We start from the raw sequence: 19,891 nt of genomic DNA, 5'->3' as shown, positions 1-19,891 counted from the left end.
GTTGTATGGCGCGAGTACGTGGTCGTAAACGTCGCGAGCTTAAGTCTGAAATTAACATTGTTCCCTTACTGGACGTGTTGCTGGTGCTATTGCTGATCTTTATGGCGACCGCGCCGATCATTACGCAAAGCGTTGAGGTGGACTTGCCCGACGCGACGGACTCAAAAACCGTCTCAAGTGATGATAATCCACCAGTGATTGTGGAAGTGTCAGGGGTGGGGCAATACTCGTTGGTGGTAGATCACCAGCGGATGGAGCAACTGCCTTCAGAACAAGTTGTGGCAGAGGCTCAGGCCAGATTGAAATCGAATCCGAAAACTGTGTTCCTGATAGGTGGTGCTAAAGAGGTGCCTTATGATGAAATTATCAAGGCTCTGAATATGCTGCATCAGGCGGGTGTGACGTCGGTGGGCTTAATGACTCAACCGATATAAATTTGCGTTGATATTGGTTGGATTGAGAGTCACTCCAGCCAGTAGATACCTTGTTTTTAGCAGTTCCGTTTTTTAGCAATAGATGCGGACATCGAGTGTGGAAATCGAGCGTGGGTAAGGCAACCGAGCAAAATGATAAGCTGAATCGCGCCGTTATCGTGTCGGTGGTTCTGCACATCATATTGATTGCCCTGTTGATTTGGGGCTCTCTGACGCAGAAGACTGAAATGGGCGGCGGCGGTGCTGGCGGCGAAGTTATTGACGCCGTCATGGTCGATCCGGGCGCAGTAACAGAACAGTATAACCGTCAGCAGCAACAGCAGACTGACGCTAAACGCGCAGAACAACAGCGCCAGAAAAAAGCCGATCAGCAAGCAGAAGAATTGCAGCAAAAGCAGGCTGCTGAGCAACAACGGCTGAAAGAATTGGAAAAAGAGCGTCTGCAAGCGCAAGAAGATGCCAAGCAGGCGGCTGAAGAACAGAAAAAACAAGCCGCTGAGCAGCAAAAAGAGGCCGCTGAGCAACAGAAAGTTGCTGCTGCCGCTGCTGCAAAAGCGAAAGAAGAGCAGAAACAGGCAGAGGCCGCAGCCGCACAAGCAAAAGCAGAAGCTGATAAAATCGTGAAAGCACAAGCTGACGCGCAGAAAAAAGCAGAAGCCGAAGCCAAAAAAGAGGCGGCTGTAGCAGCAGCAGCGAAGAAACAAGCTGATGCTGAGGCGAAGAAAGCGGCTGATGCTGCCGAGAAAGCAGCAACTGCCGCCGCTGAGAAGAAAGCTGCGGCTGATGCTGAGAAAAAAGCGGCCGCAGAGGCTAAAAAAACCGCTGCTGCTGATGCCAAGAAAAAAGCGGCTGCAGAAGCGGCGGCAACAACCGATGTTGATGATTTATTTGGTGGTTTAGCTAACTCCAAAAATGCACCGAAAAGTGGGGCCGGCGCGGGCGCTGCTGCTGCGGGTAAAGGTGGTGGCAAGAAGAGCGGGGCATCAGCGGGTGATGTTAGTGGCTATTTGGGCCAGATAACCGCCGCGATCCAGAGTAAATTTTATGATGCAGATCTTTACAAAGGCCGTACCTGTGATCTGCGAATTAAATTAGCACCAGATGGTCTATTAATTGATGTTAAAGCAGAAGGGGGTGACCCGGCACTGTGCCAGGCTGCTATCGCTGCTGCAAAACAAGCGAAGATTCCTAAGCCTCCAAGCTCGGACGTTTATGAAGTGTTTAAGAATGCTCCGCTTGTATTTAAACCTCAATAAAGGTTGATTAACAGGGGTATAACTTTGTTGATCAACCGTGGATTATGTAGTTTTGTTTGCGTTGGTTTGTTAAAATTCTGCTAATTATCGCGGGCATCCCGCTCGGATAAGGGAGATAAGATGAAGCAGGCATTTCGAGTTGCGCTAGGCTTTTTAGTTTTGTGGGCTTCTGTGTTACATGCAGAAGTTCGAATTGAGATTACCCAAGGGGTAGACTCTGCTCGTCCAATTGGTGTTGTTCCGTTTAAATGGATGGGGCCGGGTACACCACCTGAAGAGATCGGTGCTATTGTTGGCGCAGATTTACGTAACAGCGGCAAATTTAACCCAATTGATGCGGCTCGCATGCCACAACAGCCTTCAACTGCGGCAGAAGTAACGCCAGCAGCCTGGACTGCGTTGGGTATTGATGCTGTTGTTGTTGGTCAGGTTCAACCGAGTGCTGATGGTAGCTATGTGGTTTCTTACCAGTTAGTCGATACTTCTGGTGCAGCCGGTAGCGTTTTAGCGCAAAATCAGTATAAAGTAACTAAACAATGGTTACGTTATTCAGCGCATACTGCCAGTGATGAAGTATTTGAGAAGCTGACTGGGATTAAAGGTGCTTTCCGTACCCGTATTGCTTATGTTGTGCAAACCAACGGCGGCAAATTCCCACACGAATTGCGGGTTTCTGATTACGACGGCTACAACCAGTTTGTCGTTCACCGTTCGCCAGAACCTTTGATGTCACCAGCCTGGTCTTCAGATGGTAGCAAAATTGCTTATGTCACTTTCGAGAGTGGTAAGTCAGCACTGGTTATTCAGACGCTGGCTAATGGTGCAATCAGACAAGTGGCTTCATTCCCTCGTCATAACGGTGCGCCTTCTTTCTCACCGGACGGGACTAAACTGGCTTTCGCGTTATCTAAAAGCGGTAGTTTGAACTTGTATGTTATGGACTTAGGGTCTGGTCAAATCAGCCAGGTTACTGATGGTCGTAGCAATAACACTGAACCAAGCTGGTTCCCGGATAGCCAGAATCTGGCCTATACCTCGGATCAGGGCGGTCGTCCACAAGTGTATAAAGTGAATATTAATGGTGGTGCACCACAGCGAATCACGTGGGAAGGTTCTCAGAACCAGAACGCAGATGTGAGTCCTGATGGTAAGTTCCTGGCATTGGTTAGTTCTAATGGTGGGGCACAACACATCGCCAAACAGGATCTAGAAACGGGAGCCGTTCAAGTATTAACGGACACGTTCCTGGATGAAACGCCTAGTATCGCGCCTAACGGCACCATGGTTATCTATAGCTCGACACAAGGGCTGGGAGCTGTGTTACAGCTGGTCTCGACTGATGGGCGTTTCAAAGCGCGTCTTCCGGCAACTGATGGACAGGTCAAATTTCCTGCCTGGTCGCCGTATCTGTGATGCATGTGTAAATACGTATGTATGGCAAACTATAAAAGGATCAAAGAGATGCAACTGAACAAAGTGCTAAAAGGGCTAATGTTGGCTTTGCCAGTTCTGGCAATCGCTGCGTGTAGTTCTAACAAAAGCGCAAATAATGACCAATCTGGCATGGGCGCTGGCACTGGTACAGAAAATGGCAGCAACTTGTCTTCAGAAGAGCAAGCTCGTCTTCAGATGCAAGAACTGCAAAAGAACAATATCGTTTACTTCGGTTTCGATAAATACGATATCGGTTCTGACTTCGCTCAAATGCTGGATGCACATGCTGCATTCCTGCGTAGCAACCCATCTTACAAAGTTGTTGTTGAAGGCCACGCGGATGAACGCGGTACGCCAGAATACAACATCGCGTTGGGCGAGCGTCGTGCAAATGCTGTGAAAATGTATCTGCAAGGTAAAGGCGTTTCGGCTGACCAGATCTCTATCGTTTCTTACGGTAAAGAGAAACCAGCAGTACTGGGCCATGACGAAGCAGCGTTTGCTAAAAACCGTCGTGCAGTTCTGGTTTACTAAGAGAATCGCATGAACAGTAACTTCAGACGTCACTTAGTGGGTCTGTCGTTACTGGTTGGCGTAGCGGTCCCATGGGCCGCTACTGCCCAAGCGCCAATCAGTAATGTCGGCTCCGGCTCGGTAGAAGATCGGGTCACTCAACTTGAGCGTATTTCCAACGCTCACAGCCAACTATTAACTCAACTTCAGCAACAGCTATCCGATTCGCAACGCGATGTAGATAGTTTACGCGGTCAGATCCAAGAAAATCAGTACCAGCTCAATCAAATTGTTGAGCGGCAAAAACAGATCTACCAGCAGATGGAGAGTCTGAGCGGTGGTCAGGGGGCGCAGGGTTCAGCTTCTGCGGCTACTGGTGCTGCGACAGATAATTCTGCGGCTGGAAGTTCCGCTACTGCTGCCGCAGGCGCAGCGGCTGCTACAGCGGCACCTGCAGCAAGTACTGGTGATGAAAACAGCGATTATAATGCAGCCGTTTCTTTGGCTCTTGAGAAAAAGCAATTCGATCAAGCGATCACTGCTTTCCAAGGTTTTGTGAAACAGTATCCAAAGTCGACTTACCAGCCTAATGCCAACTATTGGTTAGGGCAGTTGTATTACAACAAAGGTAAGAAAGACGACGCTGCATATTATTATGCTGTTGTAGTAAAAAATTATCCAAAGTCTCCAAAAAGTTCAGAAGCGATGTTTAAAGTTGGGGTGATCATGCAGGATAAAGGCCAAAGCGATAAAGCGAAGGCGGTTTATCAACAAGTGATCAAGCAATATCCTAATACTGATGCTGCTAAACAGGCACAGAAACGTTTATCTGCTCTTTAGCCATTTTCGAGTCCAGGAATTGGTCATATTGACTAATTTCTGGACTTTGGCGAGCGAAGAACAAGCAGTTAAACGCTTCAACAGAAATTTAAGTTGCACTGTGAAGAGAAATTAGTAATATATGCCGCCGTTGCCAAGACAACTTGTAAAACGTTAAAGCAGCAGGAAATTATAGTAAGCAATGCACATAATGGGTCGTTAGCTCAGTTGGTAGAGCAGTTGACTTTTAATCAATTGGTCGCAGGTTCGAATCCCGCACGACCCACCATTATGCCGAGTTATTAGGGTATCAAATCGTAGGGATGAGAGCCGTAAAGGTTCGAGCCGAGCGAAGCGAGACAGCAACGCGTAGCGTTGACCCGAAGGGCGAGTCCGCAGGACGAGTAATCCCGCACGACCACCACTATGTTAAGCAGTACCGCATTACAGCGGGTCGTTAGCTCAGTTGGTAGAGCAGTTGACTTTTAATCAATTGGTCGCAGGTTCGAATCCCGCACGACCCACCATTCTCCCCGCACGCCGGTTTGAATGTAAGAAGTTGAAATCAGCGCAAAGATTTTTCTTCCTGTTTTGTACTAAAAAGTACCCGAAGTGCGAGTAATCCCGCACGACAGGCACTAAATTGTCATTAGTAGCATACATAATGGGTCGTTAGCTCAGTTGGTAGAGCAGTTGACTTTTAATCAATTGGTCGCAGGTTCGAATCCCGCACGACCCACCATTATGTCAAGTAATCCCGCACGACAGGCACTGAATTGTCATTAGTAGTACACATAATGGGTCGTTAGCTCAGTTGGTAGAGCAGTTGACTTTTAATCAATTGGTCGCAGGTTCGAATCCCGCACGACCCACCATTATGCAGAGTTATTAGGGTATCAAATCGTAGGGATGAGAGCCGTAAAGGTTCGAGCCGAGCGAAGCGAGACAGCAACGCGTAGCGTTGACCCGAAGGGCGAGTCCGCAGGACGAGTAATCCCGCACGACCCACCATTATGTCAAGTAATCCCGCACAACCTACCATTATACCCCCCAGTGATACCTTTTCCCTGCAATGTTACATATACTGCTAATCTCAGTGTCCCAAAGTTCCCCCTATAATTCTCTGACATTCCATCTGTATCTCACTTTTCCATCTCATTTTTAACTCCATTAAACATTTTCACCATTATCAGACAATTTTGGGCGACTTTTAGCTGGATATTGGGTATTTTGTTTAGGATAAAAAACAAATGAAGTCTTACTGGCAGCCAGCAACGTTTGCTGACTCTGGAATAACTGGCAACAGAGATGTGAGCGATGAGTGAAACTTTTGATGTAAATGCGGCTATTTATCCATTTCCTCCACGGCCTGTCCTTTTGGATGAAGAGGAAAAAGCCTTTTACCGTGAGAAGATCAAAACACTGCTGAAGCAGCGCGATGCAGTGTTAGTCGCTCACTATTATACTGATCCCGAAATCCAAGCTTTAGCCGAAGAAACCGGCGGTTGCGTCGCCGATTCCCTTGAAATGGCACGATTTGGTAATAACCATCCGGCATCGACATTACTGGTCGCCGGCGTGCGTTTCATGGGAGAGACGGCCAAAATCTTGAACCCTGAGAAGCAAGTGTTGATGCCAACCCTGAATGCAGAGTGTTCACTGGATTTAGGCTGCCCGGCGGATGAATTTGCCGCATTTTGTGATAGTCATCCAGACCGCACCGTAGTGGTGTATGCCAATACCTCTGCGGCGGTTAAGGCCCGAGCTGATTGGGTAGTGACCTCCAGTATTGCGGTTGAGCTTATTGAGCATCTCGATAGCTTGGGTGAGAAAATTATCTGGGCGCCGGATCGCCACTTGGGCAATTATGTGCAGAAGAAGAGCGGGGCCGATGTATTGTGCTGGCAGGGGGCCTGTATCGTCCATGACGAGTTTAAAACTCAGGCACTGGCTCGCATGAAAGTACTGCATCCTGATGCTGCGGTGTTAGTTCACCCGGAATCACCCCAGGCCGTGGTTGATATGGCTGATGCTGTCGGCTCGACTAGCCAACTGATTCAGGCTGCAAAAACGTTGCCACAGCAAAAACTTATTGTGGCGACTGACCGTGGCATTTTTTACAAAATGCAGCAGGCGTGCCCAGATAAAGAATTATTCGAAGCCCCGACGGCGGGTGAAGGTGCGACGTGCAGAACATGCGCTCACTGTCCGTGGATGGCAATGAATGGTCTCAGAGCGATTGCTGAGGGGCTGGAGCAGGGAGGTGTAATGCATGAGATACATGTCGATGAAGAATTGCGTCAGCAGGCGCTGATACCGCTGAATCGGATGTTGGATTTTGCCAACCAGTTGAAGTTACAGGTCAAAGGCAATGCCTAAGTCGTAAATGACACCGATTGACCTCAATACTTATTATTTCTCCCCAATAAAAGGATTGCCAGATGGATTTCCTCAGTACAAGCAATATATTGGTGCATATTCCGCTGGGTGCGGGGGGGTATGACCTTTCATGGATAGAGGCGATTGGTACCCTGTTTGGATTACTCTGTATTTGGTTTGCCAGCAAAGAGAAGATAATTAACTATTTGTTTGGCCTGATTAACGTGACGTTATTTGCGGTAATCTTTTTCCAGATTCAGCTCTATGCCAGCCTGCTATTACAGTTGTTCTTCTTCGTCGCTAATATCTATGGCTGGTATGCCTGGAGTAAGCAAACGTCTGATAATCAAGCTGAATTGAAAATTCGCTGGTTATCATTGCCGAAAGCATTGATTTGGGGCGCAGTGTGCGTGGCTGGTATCGCTTTAATGACCTTGCATATTGATACTGTTTTTGCCGGGTTGACCCGTGCCGCAGTGGTGGTGATGCAGTGTTTGGGCGCTAATGTGCAAATGCCTGAACTGCAACCTGATGCATTCCCATTCTGGGATTCCACCATGATGGTGTTATCAATTGTGGCGATGATCCTGATGACACGCAAATATGTTGAGAACTGGCTGATTTGGGTGGTGATTGATGTCATCAGTGTAGCGATTTTCGCCTATCAGGGGGTTTATGCGATGGCTCTGGAATACGTGATACTGACACTGATTGCCCTGAATGGCTCTTGGTTGTGGATGAAGAGCGCGGCAAGAAATCATTCACGTCCGTTATCAACTCAGAGTCACTAGCGGCTAAGTCAGGCCACTGTTTTATCGGGCTTATCTCCGTTGAAACAGTGGCCTGTTTGCCCTCAGTGAGGGTGGTAATGGTGCGCGTCGTTACTGGCGGTCTGATTAATGCCACAATCGGGTGCGGCACAATGCTGATATTCCATTTGAATGGTGGCATGCCCAATATTGTAGTGATGCAGTAAATGGTGCTGGATACGATGCAATAATTCATCGTTATCCCTCGGAGGGATCACTTGCACATGCAGCGTCATTAGCCGTTTTTCGCCAACTTGCCATAAGTGAACATGATGAACGTCCCTCACTTCATATATGCTGGCACATAAGTCTTTGCGCAATTTGGTGATATCAATCTCTTGCGGCGCGCCCTCTAACAGTTCGTGAAAACTCTCTTTCAGCAGCCGCCAGGCGCTGCGGAGCACCAACACTGAGACCAATACCGACAATATCGGATCAATAGGTGTCCAGCCGGTAGTCAGAATGACCACTGCAGCCACTATCGCCCCAACGGAACCTAATAGATCTCCCAGCACATGTAAGGCTGCGGCGCGCACATTGATATTCTTTTCTTCCTCGCCACGATGCAGTATCCAGAAGCAGAAAATATTCGCACATAATCCGGCGATGGCGATGAATAACATCGGCATCCCCATCACTTCATGGGGAGAAAAGAAACGCCGTACCGCTTCCCAGACTATCAATACCACAATCAACAATAATGCCGCCGCGTTGACGAACGCCGCCAGTGTGGTCAGGCGCAAATAACCAAAGGTATGGCGAGAGTCAGGTTTTCGCTGCGAGAAATGAACTGCCATCAATGCGATGAATAATGCGGCCGAGTCTGTCAGCATATGTCCGGCATCCGCCAATAATGCCAGCGAACCCGATAGCCAGCCACCAATGGCTTCCACCACCATAAACAGAGTGGTAACCACAAAAGCTATCAGTAGGCGTTTGCTGTTGCTGTCTTGGGGGAAAAATGAAGATACAGCCATAGTTATCCTTGGACCATAAGATGTGTGCACCGAACTGTCGGTTTATGTTAGCTCTGACAGGGTTTGATTCAAACCTTTAATCAACTGTGCTAATAGATTCTGCAGTTGAGTATAGGCCGCAGGAGCGATTTTTCCTTGCTGGCATTGGCTAATTAACTGCTGACATAATGCGGCACCTGCGGCATTTTGCAATATCAGAAAACTGCCCTTAATGCGGTGTAATACCTGTGCACGGGCCGCTAGCGGCTGTGGTACCAGTGCAAGTTGTTGGCGGTCATGCACCATGGAATCAAGCAGCGTCACCACTAATTTGCGCACCATAATTGGGTCTTGATTACCCAATCGTAATAGTATTTCCCGCAGGTTATCGTAAACCGGTTGCTCTGTGGTCATAACGGTTTGTATGCGTAATACCCGCTCAATATCACTGAGTGTCACCGGTTTGGTCAGCCAATGGTCGATAACGATATTCCCAGGCCGGATACGGGTAAATTCTTGTACATCGGCCGAGCAAAGGATGATTTTTACCGCCTTAGACTGAGATGGGCGCTCTTGTCGGCGAATGATTCGCGCCAGGGTAAAACCATCCAGAGTGGGCATATTGTAATCGACAAACAGCACATCGAACGGTTGCTGAAAATGAGCGTGTAATAGCTGGCGGCCATTATCAAACAGCTCGGATTCAATACCAAAATGCCTGAGCTGTTGTTGCATCAATAGGAGGTTACTCGGGTGGTCATCAACCATCGCGACACGAAGAGGAGACCGGCATAACGTGTCTGTAATTTCTGTTGCGGGCCTCAGGATTGGCGGCGATACCGTCTCCATGGCAAGCAATAATTTGATGGTGACCACGGTGCCTTTATTCAGCTCTGAGGCCAGGCTGATAGTGCCATTCATTCGGTCAATAAGCTCTTTGCAGATCGATAAACCCAAACCACTGCCTGGGATCATCAGATTGTTGCTGCTCTCAACCCGATAAAAGGGCTGGAACAGGTGGGGTATTTCCGCAGCGGCTATTCCGCAACCACTGTCCTCCACCTGCAATATCAACTCTCCTTGCCCTTCGTGCTGCGGTTGCCACGCCATCCGAACATTAATTTCGCCTTGGCGGGTAAACTTAATGGCATTGTTAATTAGATTGTTCATGACCTGAAGTAAGCGACCGCCATCAAGCAGAACTGTTTCAGGTAAGTTATCACTGTAACTGACATTTAAGGTTATCGGCCGCATACCCAACAGCGGTTGATAAACCGCGCGAATATGATTAATCCAAGGAATCAACGCAGTAGGTTGTGGTAAAAGCTGTAACGAGCCAATTTCCAACTTGGCATAATCTTGTAGGTCATTGAGTAGACTTAATAACGATGATGCTGAGCTGTAAATAACGGGCAAATTACCCTGCGCGATAGTGTTTTTTTTAAGCTCCAGTTCCAACAAACCAAGGATGGCATTCATTGGTGTTCGTAGCTCATGGCTGATAGTTGCCAGAAATTTACTTTTCATCTGATTAGCGGTTTCGGCTTGCAGGCGCGCCTGTTCCAAGACTTCTCGCTCACGTCGCTCTTTGCGCCGCTGAATAAAACGGCGGACCATCACCACCAAGAGCAGTATCAATAGCCCGCCAAGGGCGCTAAACAACCAGGTGGCAGGGGGCATCATGCGATTTTCATTTACCGCATCAATAATATTGCGAGGATCGGATACCCATTCATCACGCAGTGATTGTAGGGTGGCGGGGGGGATTTGTAGCAAGTTTTTATTGAGAATCGACAGCAGTAACGGTGAATGTTGGGCGACGCCAAAGGCCAGTGGATAAGCAATGTTATCTGCCGCAAATGCCAGTTTGATGACCCCGGAATAGCGGGAAAGAACCATAAAATTGGCGGAGATGACATTATCAATCAACCCGTCCAACTGCCCATTAGCCAGTGCATCATACATTGCCTTACGGTTAGCAAAGACAGTGGCCAAGGTCTGGGGGGGGATCAGTTGCTGACCTAAATCCCCTTCCACCACACCGAGACGCTTGCCAGATAGATCTCCCCACGTTGAGACGTTATGGGTGAACGCGTTGGTATACACCCCCCACAAGGCACGGTGAATGGGCATCGAGCTGTCATATTGCGCTTTGAAACCACCGGCTAGCGGCAGTAAAGCCCGCATCATGGCCCTATTTTGTTGCACCAGTTGATCGGCCAACCGTGGGTTACTGCTCCAGACCGGCGAAAATTGCAGGCCAGTATTTTGCGCAATGGTATTGAGAATATCGACAATATAGCCGCGTGGTTGTTTATCGCTGCCACGATAAGTAAAGGGATAGTCATCATCGATGGCGGCGTAATACACCACGGGATGGGCCTTAACCCATTCTTGCTCCATGCGGGTAAGATCAGCATTACCGGTATCGAGATAGCTGGGAATTTTTTTACTCCAGCGGCCCTGAATGGTATTAAGAACGTCCATAGGGACGTTGCTGATAACGTGATCAAGCGTCTCTATCAATGCCGGATTGGTTGCCGCAAACACCAAAGAGATACTGCCGGGCTTTATATCATTCTCAACCTGATAAATTTGCCCCAGTTGCAGTTGATCAATAATAAAGCTGGCACTGGTTTCATCGGCAATAAAGTAGTCATTAAGGCCGTTTAATAAGGAGTAAATGGCTTGCAGATTATTATCAAACAGCTGGTTATGCGGGGTTTTATTCTGAATTTCATCGACCAACTGCATACCGGCCATTTTACTAATAGCAATGCGCGCATCAGCCGAGTTTAACATTACCTGACGGCTATTTTGGCGGCTACGTAACACCAGTAACTTACTGACATAGTAAGGTTTTGATATATATAAGTTGGGATTTAATGCGCTGCGAGGTAAACCAAACAGTAGGTCGATATCACCTTGTTTTAATGCCTGATTCAGGGTTGTGGCGTCGGAGAAGCCTATCACCTCCACATTGGCCCCGGTTGCTTGCTTAATATAGTTAAGGTAATCGGCATTCAGACCGTACAGGTCACCATCGACAATAATATTATACGGGCTCACATTGTCGTTGAGGATGCCAACCCGCAAAGTGGCATTACGCCATGGATTATTAGGTGTGATAAACGGTGTGCTGGCCGGTATGTTCAAGCTGCTAACTAAATTGTAGTGCAAAGTAGAGGTCGCTTGTGCGGGTAGCAGCAGGCAGAATTGGACAATGAATAGCAATACTAACCCGCATTTTCTCATGGTTGTAGCTCGTTAAATACGGCAATTAATGCCAGTAAATTTGCTGCACCGGTTTTATTGAGAATATTTTTCTTATGTGTGCTGACAGTTTTATTGCTGATATTCAGTAACTCAGCAATATGTAAATTAGAATGGCCTTTACTGAGTAATCCCAATATTTGCAGCTCTTTCTGGGTTAAATGGTATTTTTCATCGTTAGGTGTGGAGCTGCTATCCAGCGTACTGGCGGGGAATACTCGTTGGCCGGCAATAACGGCATCAATGGCTTGCAATAGGTTATCCATCGGCTGCCCTTTATGCATAAAACCCTGTGCCCCAGCGGAATAAGCCATTTTGGCATAAACCTCTTCTTCCTGGGCGGTGTAAATCATGATGGACTGCTGTGGATAGTGGCGGCGGATTTTGCGTAAAAACTGCAAACCGTCAAGCTGTGGCAAACTGATATCCAAAATTAACAGATCAAAGTGATATTCCGCCAATAAGGCCAATGCCTGCTGGTCATCAGCAGCGCAATGCAGATGATAACGTGGTGTCGCGCGCATCAGTGCGGCTTCAAGGGCAACATGCACCACGGGGTGATCATCAACTAACAGTAACCTAGGCATAAACCGTATTAACCTTTAGGGATAAGAGGGGGGTGATAACCGAGTATGACTCTTATTAATGATTTTATAACAAATAACAATCCAGATAAAAATTGATGGCTTCATTCAATAAGTTGATACCTAATCGAGTAAACCGCATTATTGCTGTTTATCTGCACAGAACACCAAATGTAATAAAGTAGATTTACAGCGTTCAATTCACCAGCTAGATTGGTTCAACTAGATTGGTACCGATAGACGTTGTGCGATGACCGTCACAAGACTTAATGGAAGAACTATGAATTACCTGAATGATGACCTACGGATTAATGAAATTAAGGAACTCCTGCCCCCTGTTGCTTTGTTAGAGAAGTTTCCAGCCAGTGAGAACGCAGCAGAGACGGTATCCAAGACCCGCACAGCTATTCATAACATCCTGCGTGCCCAAGACGACCGTTTGTTGGTTGTCATCGGTCCATGCTCTATTCATGATACCCAAGCGGCCAAAGAGTATGCGGCCCGTTTGCTAACCCTGCGTGAAGAACTGCAAGGCGAGCTTGAAGTGGTGATGCGGGTTTATTTTGAAAAACCGCGTACCACGGTGGGTTGGAAAGGTCTGATTAACGATCCGCATATGGATGCTAGCTATGACATCAATGACGGTCTGCGTATCGCGCGTAAGTTATTGTTAGATATCAACGAGAGCGGGCTGCCAGCAGCGGGTGAGTTTTTGGATATGATAACCCCGCAGTATTTGGCTGACCTGATGAGCTGGGGTGCCATCGGCGCCCGTACCACTGAATCTCAGGTTCACCGTGAGCTGGCTTCAGGTCTGTCTTGCCCGGTTGGGTTTAAAAATGGCACCGATGGCACTATCAAGGTCGCTATCGATGCCATTAATGCGGCTAGTGCACCGCACTGCTTCCTGTCAGTGACCAAATGGGGTCATTCAGCGATTGTAAATACCGCCGGTAACGACGATTGTCATATTATTCTGCGTGGTGGCAAAGAGCCAAACTACAGCAGTGCTCATGTTGCTGCGGTTAAAGAAGGGCTGAGTAAAGCGGGCCTGGAACCACAGATCATGATCGATTTCAGCCATGCTAATAGTAGCAAGCAATTTAAAAAGCAGATGGACGTCAGTAAAGATGTCTGCAACCAGATTGCTCATGGTGAAAAATCGATTATGGGCGTGATGATTGAAAGTCATTTGGTGGAAGGCAATCAGAATCTGGAAAGTGGCGAACCACTGACTTACGGCAAAAGTGTCACCGATGCGTGTATCGGCTGGGAAGACACCGAAACGGTATTACGTGAGTTAGCAGATGCCGTCAAAGCGCGCCGCCAATAATAGCGAGCAGGCAAATAAAAACCCCCGGCATTGATCATGTTCGGGGGTTTTTTAATGGTGCTAATCAGGGATGATTACTTCGCTTTGCCTTGGTTAGCAACAGCGGCGGCTTTAGCCGCGATTTCATCAGCGTTACCCAGATAGTAGCGTTTGATTGGTTTGAAGTTTTCATCAAACTCATACACCAAAGGTACGGCAGTTGGGATGTTCAGCTCAAGAATTTCATCTTCGCTCAGGTCATCCAGATATTTTACCAATGCTCGCAGAGAGTTACCGTGGGCGGCGATAATGACTCGCTCACCACTGACAATGCGGGGTTTGATCACTTCATTCCAGTAAGGAATAACGCGTTCGATGGTCAGCGCCAGGCTTTCTGTGGTTGGCAGTTCTGCATCGGTAAGTTTTGCGTAACGTGGGTCATTACCAGGGAAGCGCTCATCGCTTTTTTCCAGCGCAGGTGGGGTGATAGCAAAACCACGACGCCACAATTTAACTTGCTCGTCGCCATACTTGGCCGCAGTTTCTGATTTATCCAGACCTTGCAGTGCGCCGTAATGACGCTCATTCAGTTTCCAGGTTTTTTCCGTTGGCAGCCAGGCCTGATCCAGTTCATCCAGCACACTCCACAAGGTGTGGATAGCACGTTTCAGTACTGAGGTATAAGCAAAATCAAACGCGAAACCTTCGTCTTTTAACAGCTTGCCCGCCGCTTGTGCTTCTCCACGGCCTTTCTCAGATAAATCAACATCATACCAACCGGTGAAGCGGTTTTCATTGTTCCACTGACTTTCGCCGTGTCGTACCAGAACCAGCTTAGTTACTGCCATAGCGTTAACTCCTTTAATGTGAAACTCAATCTCTATACCCCTCGGACTTGAAGACGCTGTCTAACCACGCAATTACCTGAGGGTATAGATTAATATTCAATGATAACTATTATCATTATATTGCGGGATTGCCGCCAACAGCAATGGTTTGTGTTTAACCATAGCCAATTTTTTAGCGGAAGTTAAGCTCATTGGGGTTCCCTCGCTTACCGCCTTCCTGGATCTTGATATTTATTAGGTATCGGTTTATATCCAATTAAAAGAGGGGTACTAAATACCCCTCCGGCTGCGGGGATTAGGCGGCTTTCTTCAGGCAGGTACTCATAAAGGTTTTACGCTCATCACCTTTTAACGCTTTGGTCACTGCGTCGGCATTGCAGCTTTTCATTTTCTGCTGTTGTGGCGTCAGGGCTTTTTCATCGGGATGAATCTGCGCTTTCAGGCACTGACTCATAAACTTCTTCCGATCATCGCCTTTCAGTGATTGGGTCGTTGCCTGCTGATTACAGTCAGTCATCTTCTTCTGTTGTGCGGCCTGAGCGGGTGACGGTGTTTTCGCCGTATCTGCTGCCATCACATTGACACTAAGCAGTAATCCCGCACAGAGTAACCATAGGGTAGTTAGGCGCATAAACATTCCTTAAATAATATTGAGGGTCGGAAAGGGCGGGAAACAGGTCAGTATCACCGCAGATAGATGCTGTTAAGCGTAGTCGGCAGTGCTCAATATGGGTAGTTATCCCCGTCATCTTTCAAACAGCGTTCAAATCGGTTCCCGACCGATTTGTCACCCGAATCACTGACCTATGTCAGCTCATCGGGATCTCGTCTTCCTGCATCTTGAAATCTGTTGGGTATATAGCTTTATAGCGCGATAAAGTGATAAACCGTGGTGGCGCGGTAGGTTTTCCCCGGTTTTAGCCAGCAATCAGGTTGTGGCCATTCGGGGTGGTTAGGGCTATCAGGTAGGAATTCACTTTCCAGCGCTACGCCGGTGTAGCTGGCGTAAGTGCCCCCTTTGCGGGCCGGTGTTCCGCCAAGGAAGTTGCCACTATACAACTGCAACGCAGGTGCGGTGGTATAAACACTCATTTGTACCCGGTTATCAGATGACCACAGATGAGCCGCCGGGCTTTCCGTTGCACCGCAAGTACGATGGAGCAGGTAAGCATGATCATAGCCTTTAACCCGCTGCTGACAACGGTCTTGCAGGAAGTCGCGTGCCAATGTTTTTGGTTGTCGGAAATCCATACCGGTTTTCTCAACATTAGCCAATCCGCCGCTTGGGATCCCCTCACTATCAACCGGTAAGTAACGATCCGCAAATAGCTGCAACCGATGCGCCCGTACGTCCAGCCCTTCACCATCAAGATTAAAGTAAGCATGATTGGTCAGATTCACCGGACAGGTTTTATCGACCTGAGCCTGATAGTGGATCTCCAATCGGTTATCTTCCGTCAACAGATATTGCACTTCGGCGGTCAGATTACCGGGGAAGCCCTGATCACCATCAGGTGAGTGCAGTTGATAAGTCACCTGCCTCTCATCCTGCTTAACCTTTTGCCAGCGGCGAGCATGGAAACCTTCAGGACCACCATGCAGTTGGTTAGGTCCCTGATTAGGTAACAGATTGAGGGTTTGACCCTCCACCGTGATTTGGCTGTTAGCAATACGGTTGGCATAGCGGCCAACGGTGGCACCAAGATAAGCGGCTTGACGTAGGTAGTCTGCGGGAGTCTGGCAGCCCAGCAATAGCTCGCGCTTTTCGCCATCGGTCAGCGGCAGGACCGCAGATAGCCAGGTTGCGCCCCAGTCCATCAGCGTTACACTCATACCGGCTTTATTATGCAATTCGGTCAATTCAAAGGGGTGACCATCTGGTGCTAACTGGTCAACACTGCTTGATGATGCAGCGTCGTTTTTCAGCATAAACCCGCTCCTTGTGAAGCCTGACATACGTAGAAGGTCTCTTTCCTACCGCCGCTATGAGCCGGATACTCCTGGGCTACGGCTGCACGAACCTGCTCAACCAGCGACGTTGGCATCAGTGCGACAATGCAGCCACCGAACCCCCCGCCAGTCATACGAACACCACCTTGCTCCCCAATAACGGATTTCACAATATCCACCAAGCTATCGATCGGCGGAACTGTGATCTCGAAGTCATCACGCATCGAAATATGAGACTCCTGCATCAATTGCCCCATCAATTTCAAATCACCGGAGGCCAGGGCATCAGCTGCCGCTAGCGTGCGTTCGTTTTCGGTAATTACATGGCGTGCACGCTTAGCGACGACGGGATCCAACTCATCCTGAATAGAGAAGAACAGGGTTGGATCCACATCACGCAAGGCTTTAACACCAAAGAAACGGGCGGCAGTTTCACATTGCTGGCGGCGGGTGTTGTATTCGCTATCAACCAGACCCCGTTTCACATTGGAGTTAATGATGACGACCGCAACGTTTTCCGGCATTGCCACGGCACGGGTTTCAAGGGTACGGCAATCGATCAGTAGTGCATGATCTTGTTTACCCAGCGCTGAAATGAGCTGATCCATAATGCCGCAGTTACAGCCAACAAACTGGTTCTCTGCCTCTTGCCCATTTAGCGCCAGATCGACACCGCTAAGGGGCAATTGATAAAGAGACTGCAACGCTTGCCCGACCGCGACCTCAAGTGATGCTGAAGAGCTGAGACCGGCACCTTGTGGCACATTGCCACTGATCACCAGATCTGCACCACCAAAATCGGCATGGCGCAGTTGCAAGTGTTTCACGACGCCGCGCACGTAATCCGCCCAGCGGTATTCGGCATGTGGGACGATTGGCGCATCCAGTGAGAATATATCCTGCTGATTTTCATAATCAGCAGCAATAACACGAATCTGGCGGTCATCACGTTTGCCACAACTGATGACGGTTTCATAATCAATAGCACAGGGCAGCACGAAACCGTCGTTATAATCGGTGTGTTCGCCAATAAGATTGACGCGACCCGGCGCTTTGATAGTGATGTCAGGTTCTTGATTAAACTGTTGGCGAAAAATAGCCTGGGTATGCTGTTTTAAACTCATTATTTGACTCCGGCTTCTCGATAATGAACATCACTTACTGCCCGCAGGTGTTCAGCCGCCTGTTCTGCTGTAAGGTCGCGCTGGGTTTCAGCCAACATCTCATAACCCACCATAAATTTACGTACCGACGCCGAACGCAGCAACGGCGGATAAAAATGAGCATGCAATTGCCAGTGTGTGTTGTCGCTTGCGTTATACGGTGCGCCATGCCACCCCATCGAATAGGGAAAAGAGCACGAGAATAAGTTGTCGTAGCGGCTGGTCAGCTTTTTCAGGGCAATGGCGAGACAACTGCGTTGTTCCACAGAAAGGTCTTCTAACCGCAGCACATGGGCTTTGGGCAGTAATAATATTTCAAACGGCCATGCTGCCCAATAGGGCACTACCGCCAGCCAGTGCTCGGTTTCAACTACCGTCCTGCTGCCGTCACGACGCTCACGTTCAGCATAATCGACCAGCATGGGGGACTGATTTTGCTGAAAATAGTGCTGTTGCAGGCTGTCTTCCCGTGCCGCTTCATTTGGCAAAAAACTATTGGCCCAAATTTGGCCATGGGGATGCGGATTTGAGCACCCCATCGCCGCGCCTTTATTTTCAAATACCTGCACCCATGGGTAGGTTTGGCCTAATTCGGCACTCTGTTGCTGCCAGGTCTGAATAACATCTTCCAACGCAGGCAAAGAGAGTTGCGGCAGCGTCTTACTGTGGTCAGGTGAGAAGCAAATAACCCTGCTGGTGCCGCGCGCACTTTGGCTCCGCATCAAGGGATCATCACTTTGCGGCGCATCAGGTGTATCTGGCATCAGCGCGGCAAAGTCATTGGTAAACACATAGGTTGATGGATAGTCAGGATTGACATCGCCGGTCACCCGAGTATTACCAGGGCACAAGAAGCAATCAGGGTCGTGCGCCGGTAAATTCTCCGTCGCCGGGGCCTCTTGCTGGCCTTGCCATGGGCGCTTGGCCCGATGAGGTGAGACCAGCACCCATTGATCACTTAATGGATTGTATCTACGGTGTGGATGATCCACAGGGTTAAAATCAGTCATAACAACACCTTAATCGGGATAGCCCTGAGGATTATTGGATTGCCAACGCCAGGTATCTGCCGCCATTTCATCAAGCGAGCGGTGTACCCGCCAACCCAATTGTGCGGCAGCTTTGCTCGGATCTGCCCAGTAAGCCGGTAAGTCACCTTCGCGGCGCGGGGCAAAATGGTAGGCCAGCGGCTTGCCACACGCCTTGCTGAATGCCTCGACCACTTGTAAAACACTGCTACCCACGCCGGCACCCAGATTGAAAATATGCACGCCAGGCTGATTGTGTAGTTTTTTCATCGCCGCCACATGGCCATCTGCTAAATCGACCACGTGAATATAATCGCGTACCCCGGTGCCATCAGGTGTCGGGTAGTCATTACCGAATATGGCCAGCGATTCACGACGACCAACGGCAACTTGTGCAATAAATGGCATCAGGTTATTCGGGATACCTTGTGGGTCTTCACCCATGGAGCCTGACGGATGTGCGCCAACGGGATTGAAATAGCGCAGAATGGTCATATTCCATTGTGGGTCAGCCAGTTGCACATCTTGCAAAATTTGCTCAACCATCAACTTGCTACGGCCATACGGGCTGGATGGCAAGCCGGTCGGGAAGCTTTCGACATACGGAATTTGTGGCTGATCACCGTAGACCGTGGCAGAGGAACTGAAGATAAAGTTTTTGATCTGTGCAGCACGCATGGCCTCCAGCAATACTAAGGTGCCGAAGACATTATTATTGTAATATTCCAGTGGCTTACTGACCGACTCACCCACGGCTTTCAGGCCAGCAAAGTGAATGACTGCATGGATAGACTGCTCAGCAAATATTCGGTCGAGTAAAGCGCGGTCACGGATGTCACCTTGATAAAGCTTCGGTGTATAGCCGCTAAGGGCATGTATCCGGGCTAATACGCTGGATTTGCTGTTGCAAAGGTTATCGAGGATGACCGGTTGGTAGCCAGCTTCAATCAATTGCACACAGGTATGGCTACCGATGTAACCGCTACCACCTGTTACCAGAACGTACATAAAAGACTCCTCGAATGACTTTAGTCTAAGAAAGATAGCACGCCATTATGTGAGAAAAGGTGATCTGCGCTCAATAATGGAATCGTTTACATTTAAATTTCTCTCAGTTTAATCCCAGTAAAAGC

The 19,891-nt window shown here is 48.6% G+C and carries 17 protein-coding genes, 4 tRNA genes and 2 other RNA genes; 14 read left to right on the top strand and 9 right to left on the bottom strand.

The genetic code is table 11. The features are described from left to right. Positions 1–5: 5 nt before the first annotated feature. The 13 genes from tolR to pnuC all read left to right on the top strand — a co-directional run bounded on the left by tolR (position 6) and on the right by pnuC (position 7,626). Positions 6–434, top strand: a complete 429-nt coding sequence (tolR, locus tag V2A84_RS12305; RefSeq protein ID WP_083159585.1) for a colicin uptake protein TolR — start codon at positions 6–8, stop codon at positions 432–434. Between the two features lie 110 nt (positions 435–544). Then, a complete protein-coding gene (gene tolA, locus V2A84_RS12300) occupies positions 545–1,690 on the top strand; it encodes a cell envelope integrity protein TolA (RefSeq protein ID WP_193784696.1) in 1,146 nt (381 codons plus the stop codon). 120 nt (positions 1,691–1,810) lie between these two features. Beyond that, positions 1,811–3,103 (top strand): Tol-Pal system beta propeller repeat protein TolB, encoded by a 1,293-nt coding sequence (tolB, locus tag V2A84_RS12295; protein WP_083159580.1) that lies wholly within the window; start codon positions 1,811–1,813, stop codon positions 3,101–3,103. A 48-nt stretch (positions 3,104–3,151) separates the two neighbouring features. Next, positions 3,152–3,658, top strand: coding sequence for a peptidoglycan-associated lipoprotein Pal (gene pal, locus V2A84_RS12290; protein ID WP_004393299.1), 507 nt, complete (start codon positions 3,152–3,154; stop codon positions 3,656–3,658). A 9-nt stretch (positions 3,659–3,667) separates the two neighbouring features. After that, a complete protein-coding gene (cpoB, locus tag V2A84_RS12285) occupies positions 3,668–4,477 on the top strand; it encodes a cell division protein CpoB (protein ID WP_083159578.1) in 810 nt (269 codons plus the stop codon). Between the two features lie 192 nt (positions 4,478–4,669). After that, positions 4,670–4,745 (top strand) — tRNA-Lys (locus tag V2A84_RS12280). A 12-nt stretch (positions 4,746–4,757) separates the two neighbouring features. Continuing rightward, a non-coding RNA gene (locus tag V2A84_RS12275) (RtT sRNA) lies at positions 4,758–4,883 on the top strand. Between the two features lie 24 nt (positions 4,884–4,907). Beyond that, positions 4,908–4,983 (top strand) — tRNA-Lys (locus V2A84_RS12270). Positions 4,984–5,122: 139 nt separating this feature from the next. Next, positions 5,123–5,198 (top strand) — tRNA-Lys (locus tag V2A84_RS12265). Positions 5,199–5,255: 57 nt separating this feature from the next. Further along, positions 5,256–5,331 (top strand) — tRNA-Lys (locus V2A84_RS12260). A gap of 14 nt (positions 5,332–5,345) precedes the next feature. Continuing rightward, positions 5,346–5,467, top strand: a non-coding RNA gene (locus V2A84_RS12255) — RtT sRNA. A gap of 306 nt (positions 5,468–5,773) precedes the next feature. Beyond that, positions 5,774–6,835: a quinolinate synthase NadA gene (gene nadA, locus V2A84_RS12250; RefSeq protein WP_083159576.1), complete on the top strand. Its 1,062-nt coding sequence runs from the start codon at positions 5,774–5,776 to the stop codon at positions 6,833–6,835. 62 nt (positions 6,836–6,897) lie between these two features. Further along, complete coding sequence (gene pnuC / locus V2A84_RS12245) at positions 6,898–7,626, top strand: nicotinamide riboside transporter PnuC (protein ID WP_442848876.1); 729 nt, start codon at positions 6,898–6,900, stop codon at positions 7,624–7,626. A 62-nt stretch (positions 7,627–7,688) separates the two neighbouring features. On the opposite strand, the gene zitB is transcribed toward pnuC, so the two are convergent. The 3 genes from zitB to V2A84_RS12230 are packed head-to-tail and all read right to left on the bottom strand — an operon-like array spanning position 7,689 to position 12,460. Then, the gene (zitB, locus tag V2A84_RS12240) at positions 7,689–8,621 is read right to left on the bottom strand and encodes a CDF family zinc transporter ZitB (protein ID WP_083159572.1); all 933 of its coding nucleotides are present in this window, start codon (positions 8,619–8,621) and stop codon (positions 7,689–7,691) included. A gap of 42 nt (positions 8,622–8,663) precedes the next feature. Further along, on the bottom strand, positions 8,664–11,855 hold the full coding sequence (locus V2A84_RS12235) for an ATP-binding protein (protein ID WP_102970447.1): 3,192 nt from the start codon (positions 11,853–11,855) through the stop codon (positions 8,664–8,666). Then, positions 11,852–12,460 carry a response regulator gene (locus tag V2A84_RS12230; protein WP_083159570.1) on the bottom strand — a complete coding sequence of 203 codons (609 nt, stop codon included), beginning with the start codon at positions 12,458–12,460 and terminating at the stop codon, positions 11,852–11,854. Before V2A84_RS12230 ends, V2A84_RS12235 begins: the two co-directional genes overlap by 4 nt. 277 nt (positions 12,461–12,737) lie before the next feature. On the opposite strand from V2A84_RS12230, the gene aroG reads away from it, so the two are divergent. Next, positions 12,738–13,790: a 3-deoxy-7-phosphoheptulonate synthase AroG gene (aroG, locus tag V2A84_RS12225; protein WP_083159568.1), complete on the top strand. Its 1,053-nt coding sequence runs from the start codon at positions 12,738–12,740 to the stop codon at positions 13,788–13,790. A gap of 74 nt (positions 13,791–13,864) precedes the next feature. On the opposite strand, the gene gpmA is transcribed toward aroG, so the two are convergent. The 6 genes from gpmA to galE all read right to left on the bottom strand — a co-directional run bounded on the left by gpmA (position 13,865) and on the right by galE (position 19,766). Further along, complete coding sequence (gpmA, locus tag V2A84_RS12220; RefSeq protein ID WP_083159566.1) at positions 13,865–14,617, bottom strand: 2,3-diphosphoglycerate-dependent phosphoglycerate mutase; 753 nt, start codon at positions 14,615–14,617, stop codon at positions 13,865–13,867. Between the two features lie 295 nt (positions 14,618–14,912). Next, the gene (locus V2A84_RS12215; protein WP_083159564.1) at positions 14,913–15,248 is read right to left on the bottom strand and encodes a PsiF family protein; all 336 of its coding nucleotides are present in this window, start codon (positions 15,246–15,248) and stop codon (positions 14,913–14,915) included. Between the two features lie 233 nt (positions 15,249–15,481). Then, complete coding sequence (galM, locus tag V2A84_RS12210; RefSeq protein WP_083159562.1) at positions 15,482–16,546, bottom strand: galactose-1-epimerase; 1,065 nt, start codon at positions 16,544–16,546, stop codon at positions 15,482–15,484. Beyond that, positions 16,540–17,691: a galactokinase gene (gene galK, locus V2A84_RS12205; RefSeq protein ID WP_083159560.1), complete on the bottom strand. Its 1,152-nt coding sequence runs from the start codon at positions 17,689–17,691 to the stop codon at positions 16,540–16,542. Before galK ends, galM begins: the two co-directional genes overlap by 7 nt. After that, positions 17,691–18,740: a galactose-1-phosphate uridylyltransferase gene (gene galT, locus V2A84_RS12200; RefSeq protein ID WP_083159558.1), complete on the bottom strand. Its 1,050-nt coding sequence runs from the start codon at positions 18,738–18,740 to the stop codon at positions 17,691–17,693. The genes galK and galT overlap by 1 nt, the downstream gene beginning before the upstream one ends. Positions 18,741–18,749: 9 nt before the next feature. Then, complete coding sequence (gene galE / locus V2A84_RS12195; RefSeq protein ID WP_372568873.1) at positions 18,750–19,766, bottom strand: UDP-glucose 4-epimerase GalE; 1,017 nt, start codon at positions 19,764–19,766, stop codon at positions 18,750–18,752. Positions 19,767–19,891 lie beyond the last annotated feature (125 nt).

The organism is Yersinia sp. 2553 StPb PI (genome assembly GCF_052217105.1).
GTDB lineage: Bacteria > Pseudomonadota > Gammaproteobacteria > Enterobacterales > Enterobacteriaceae > Yersinia > Yersinia enterocolitica_E.
Note: the sequence above shows the minus strand (reverse complement) of the source record. Positions and strands in the feature narration are given on the sequence as shown.

Excerpts from the sequence above, each read along its gene's own strand:
- tolR (WP_083159585.1), top strand. The coding sequence starts at position 6 with ATGGCGCGAGTACGTGGTCGTAAACGTCGCGAGCTTAAGTCTGAAATT.
- tolB (WP_083159580.1), top strand. The coding sequence starts at position 1,811 with ATGAAGCAGGCATTTCGAGTTGCGCTAGGCTTTTTAGTTTTGTGGGCT.
- pal (WP_004393299.1), top strand. The coding sequence starts at position 3,152 with ATGCAACTGAACAAAGTGCTAAAAGGGCTAATGTTGGCTTTGCCAGTT.
- cpoB (WP_083159578.1), top strand. The coding sequence starts at position 3,668 with ATGAACAGTAACTTCAGACGTCACTTAGTGGGTCTGTCGTTACTGGTT.
- nadA (WP_083159576.1), top strand. The coding sequence starts at position 5,774 with ATGAGTGAAACTTTTGATGTAAATGCGGCTATTTATCCATTTCCTCCA.
- pnuC (WP_442848876.1), top strand. The coding sequence starts at position 6,898 with ATGGATTTCCTCAGTACAAGCAATATATTGGTGCATATTCCGCTGGGT.
- zitB (WP_083159572.1), bottom strand. The coding sequence starts at position 8,621 with ATGGCTGTATCTTCATTTTTCCCCCAAGACAGCAACAGCAAACGCCTA.
- V2A84_RS12235 (WP_102970447.1), bottom strand. The coding sequence starts at position 11,855 with ATGAGAAAATGCGGGTTAGTATTGCTATTCATTGTCCAATTCTGCCTG.
- V2A84_RS12230 (WP_083159570.1), bottom strand. The coding sequence starts at position 12,460 with ATGCCTAGGTTACTGTTAGTTGATGATCACCCCGTGGTGCATGTTGCC.
- aroG (WP_083159568.1), top strand. The coding sequence starts at position 12,738 with ATGAATTACCTGAATGATGACCTACGGATTAATGAAATTAAGGAACTC.
- gpmA (WP_083159566.1), bottom strand. The coding sequence starts at position 14,617 with ATGGCAGTAACTAAGCTGGTTCTGGTACGACACGGCGAAAGTCAGTGG.
- V2A84_RS12215 (WP_083159564.1), bottom strand. The coding sequence starts at position 15,248 with ATGCGCCTAACTACCCTATGGTTACTCTGTGCGGGATTACTGCTTAGT.
- galM (WP_083159562.1), bottom strand. The coding sequence starts at position 16,546 with ATGCTGAAAAACGACGCTGCATCATCAAGCAGTGTTGACCAGTTAGCA.
- galK (WP_083159560.1), bottom strand. The coding sequence starts at position 17,691 with ATGAGTTTAAAACAGCATACCCAGGCTATTTTTCGCCAACAGTTTAAT.
- galT (WP_083159558.1), bottom strand. The coding sequence starts at position 18,740 with ATGACTGATTTTAACCCTGTGGATCATCCACACCGTAGATACAATCCA.
- galE (WP_372568873.1), bottom strand. The coding sequence starts at position 19,766 with ATGTACGTTCTGGTAACAGGTGGTAGCGGTTACATCGGTAGCCATACC.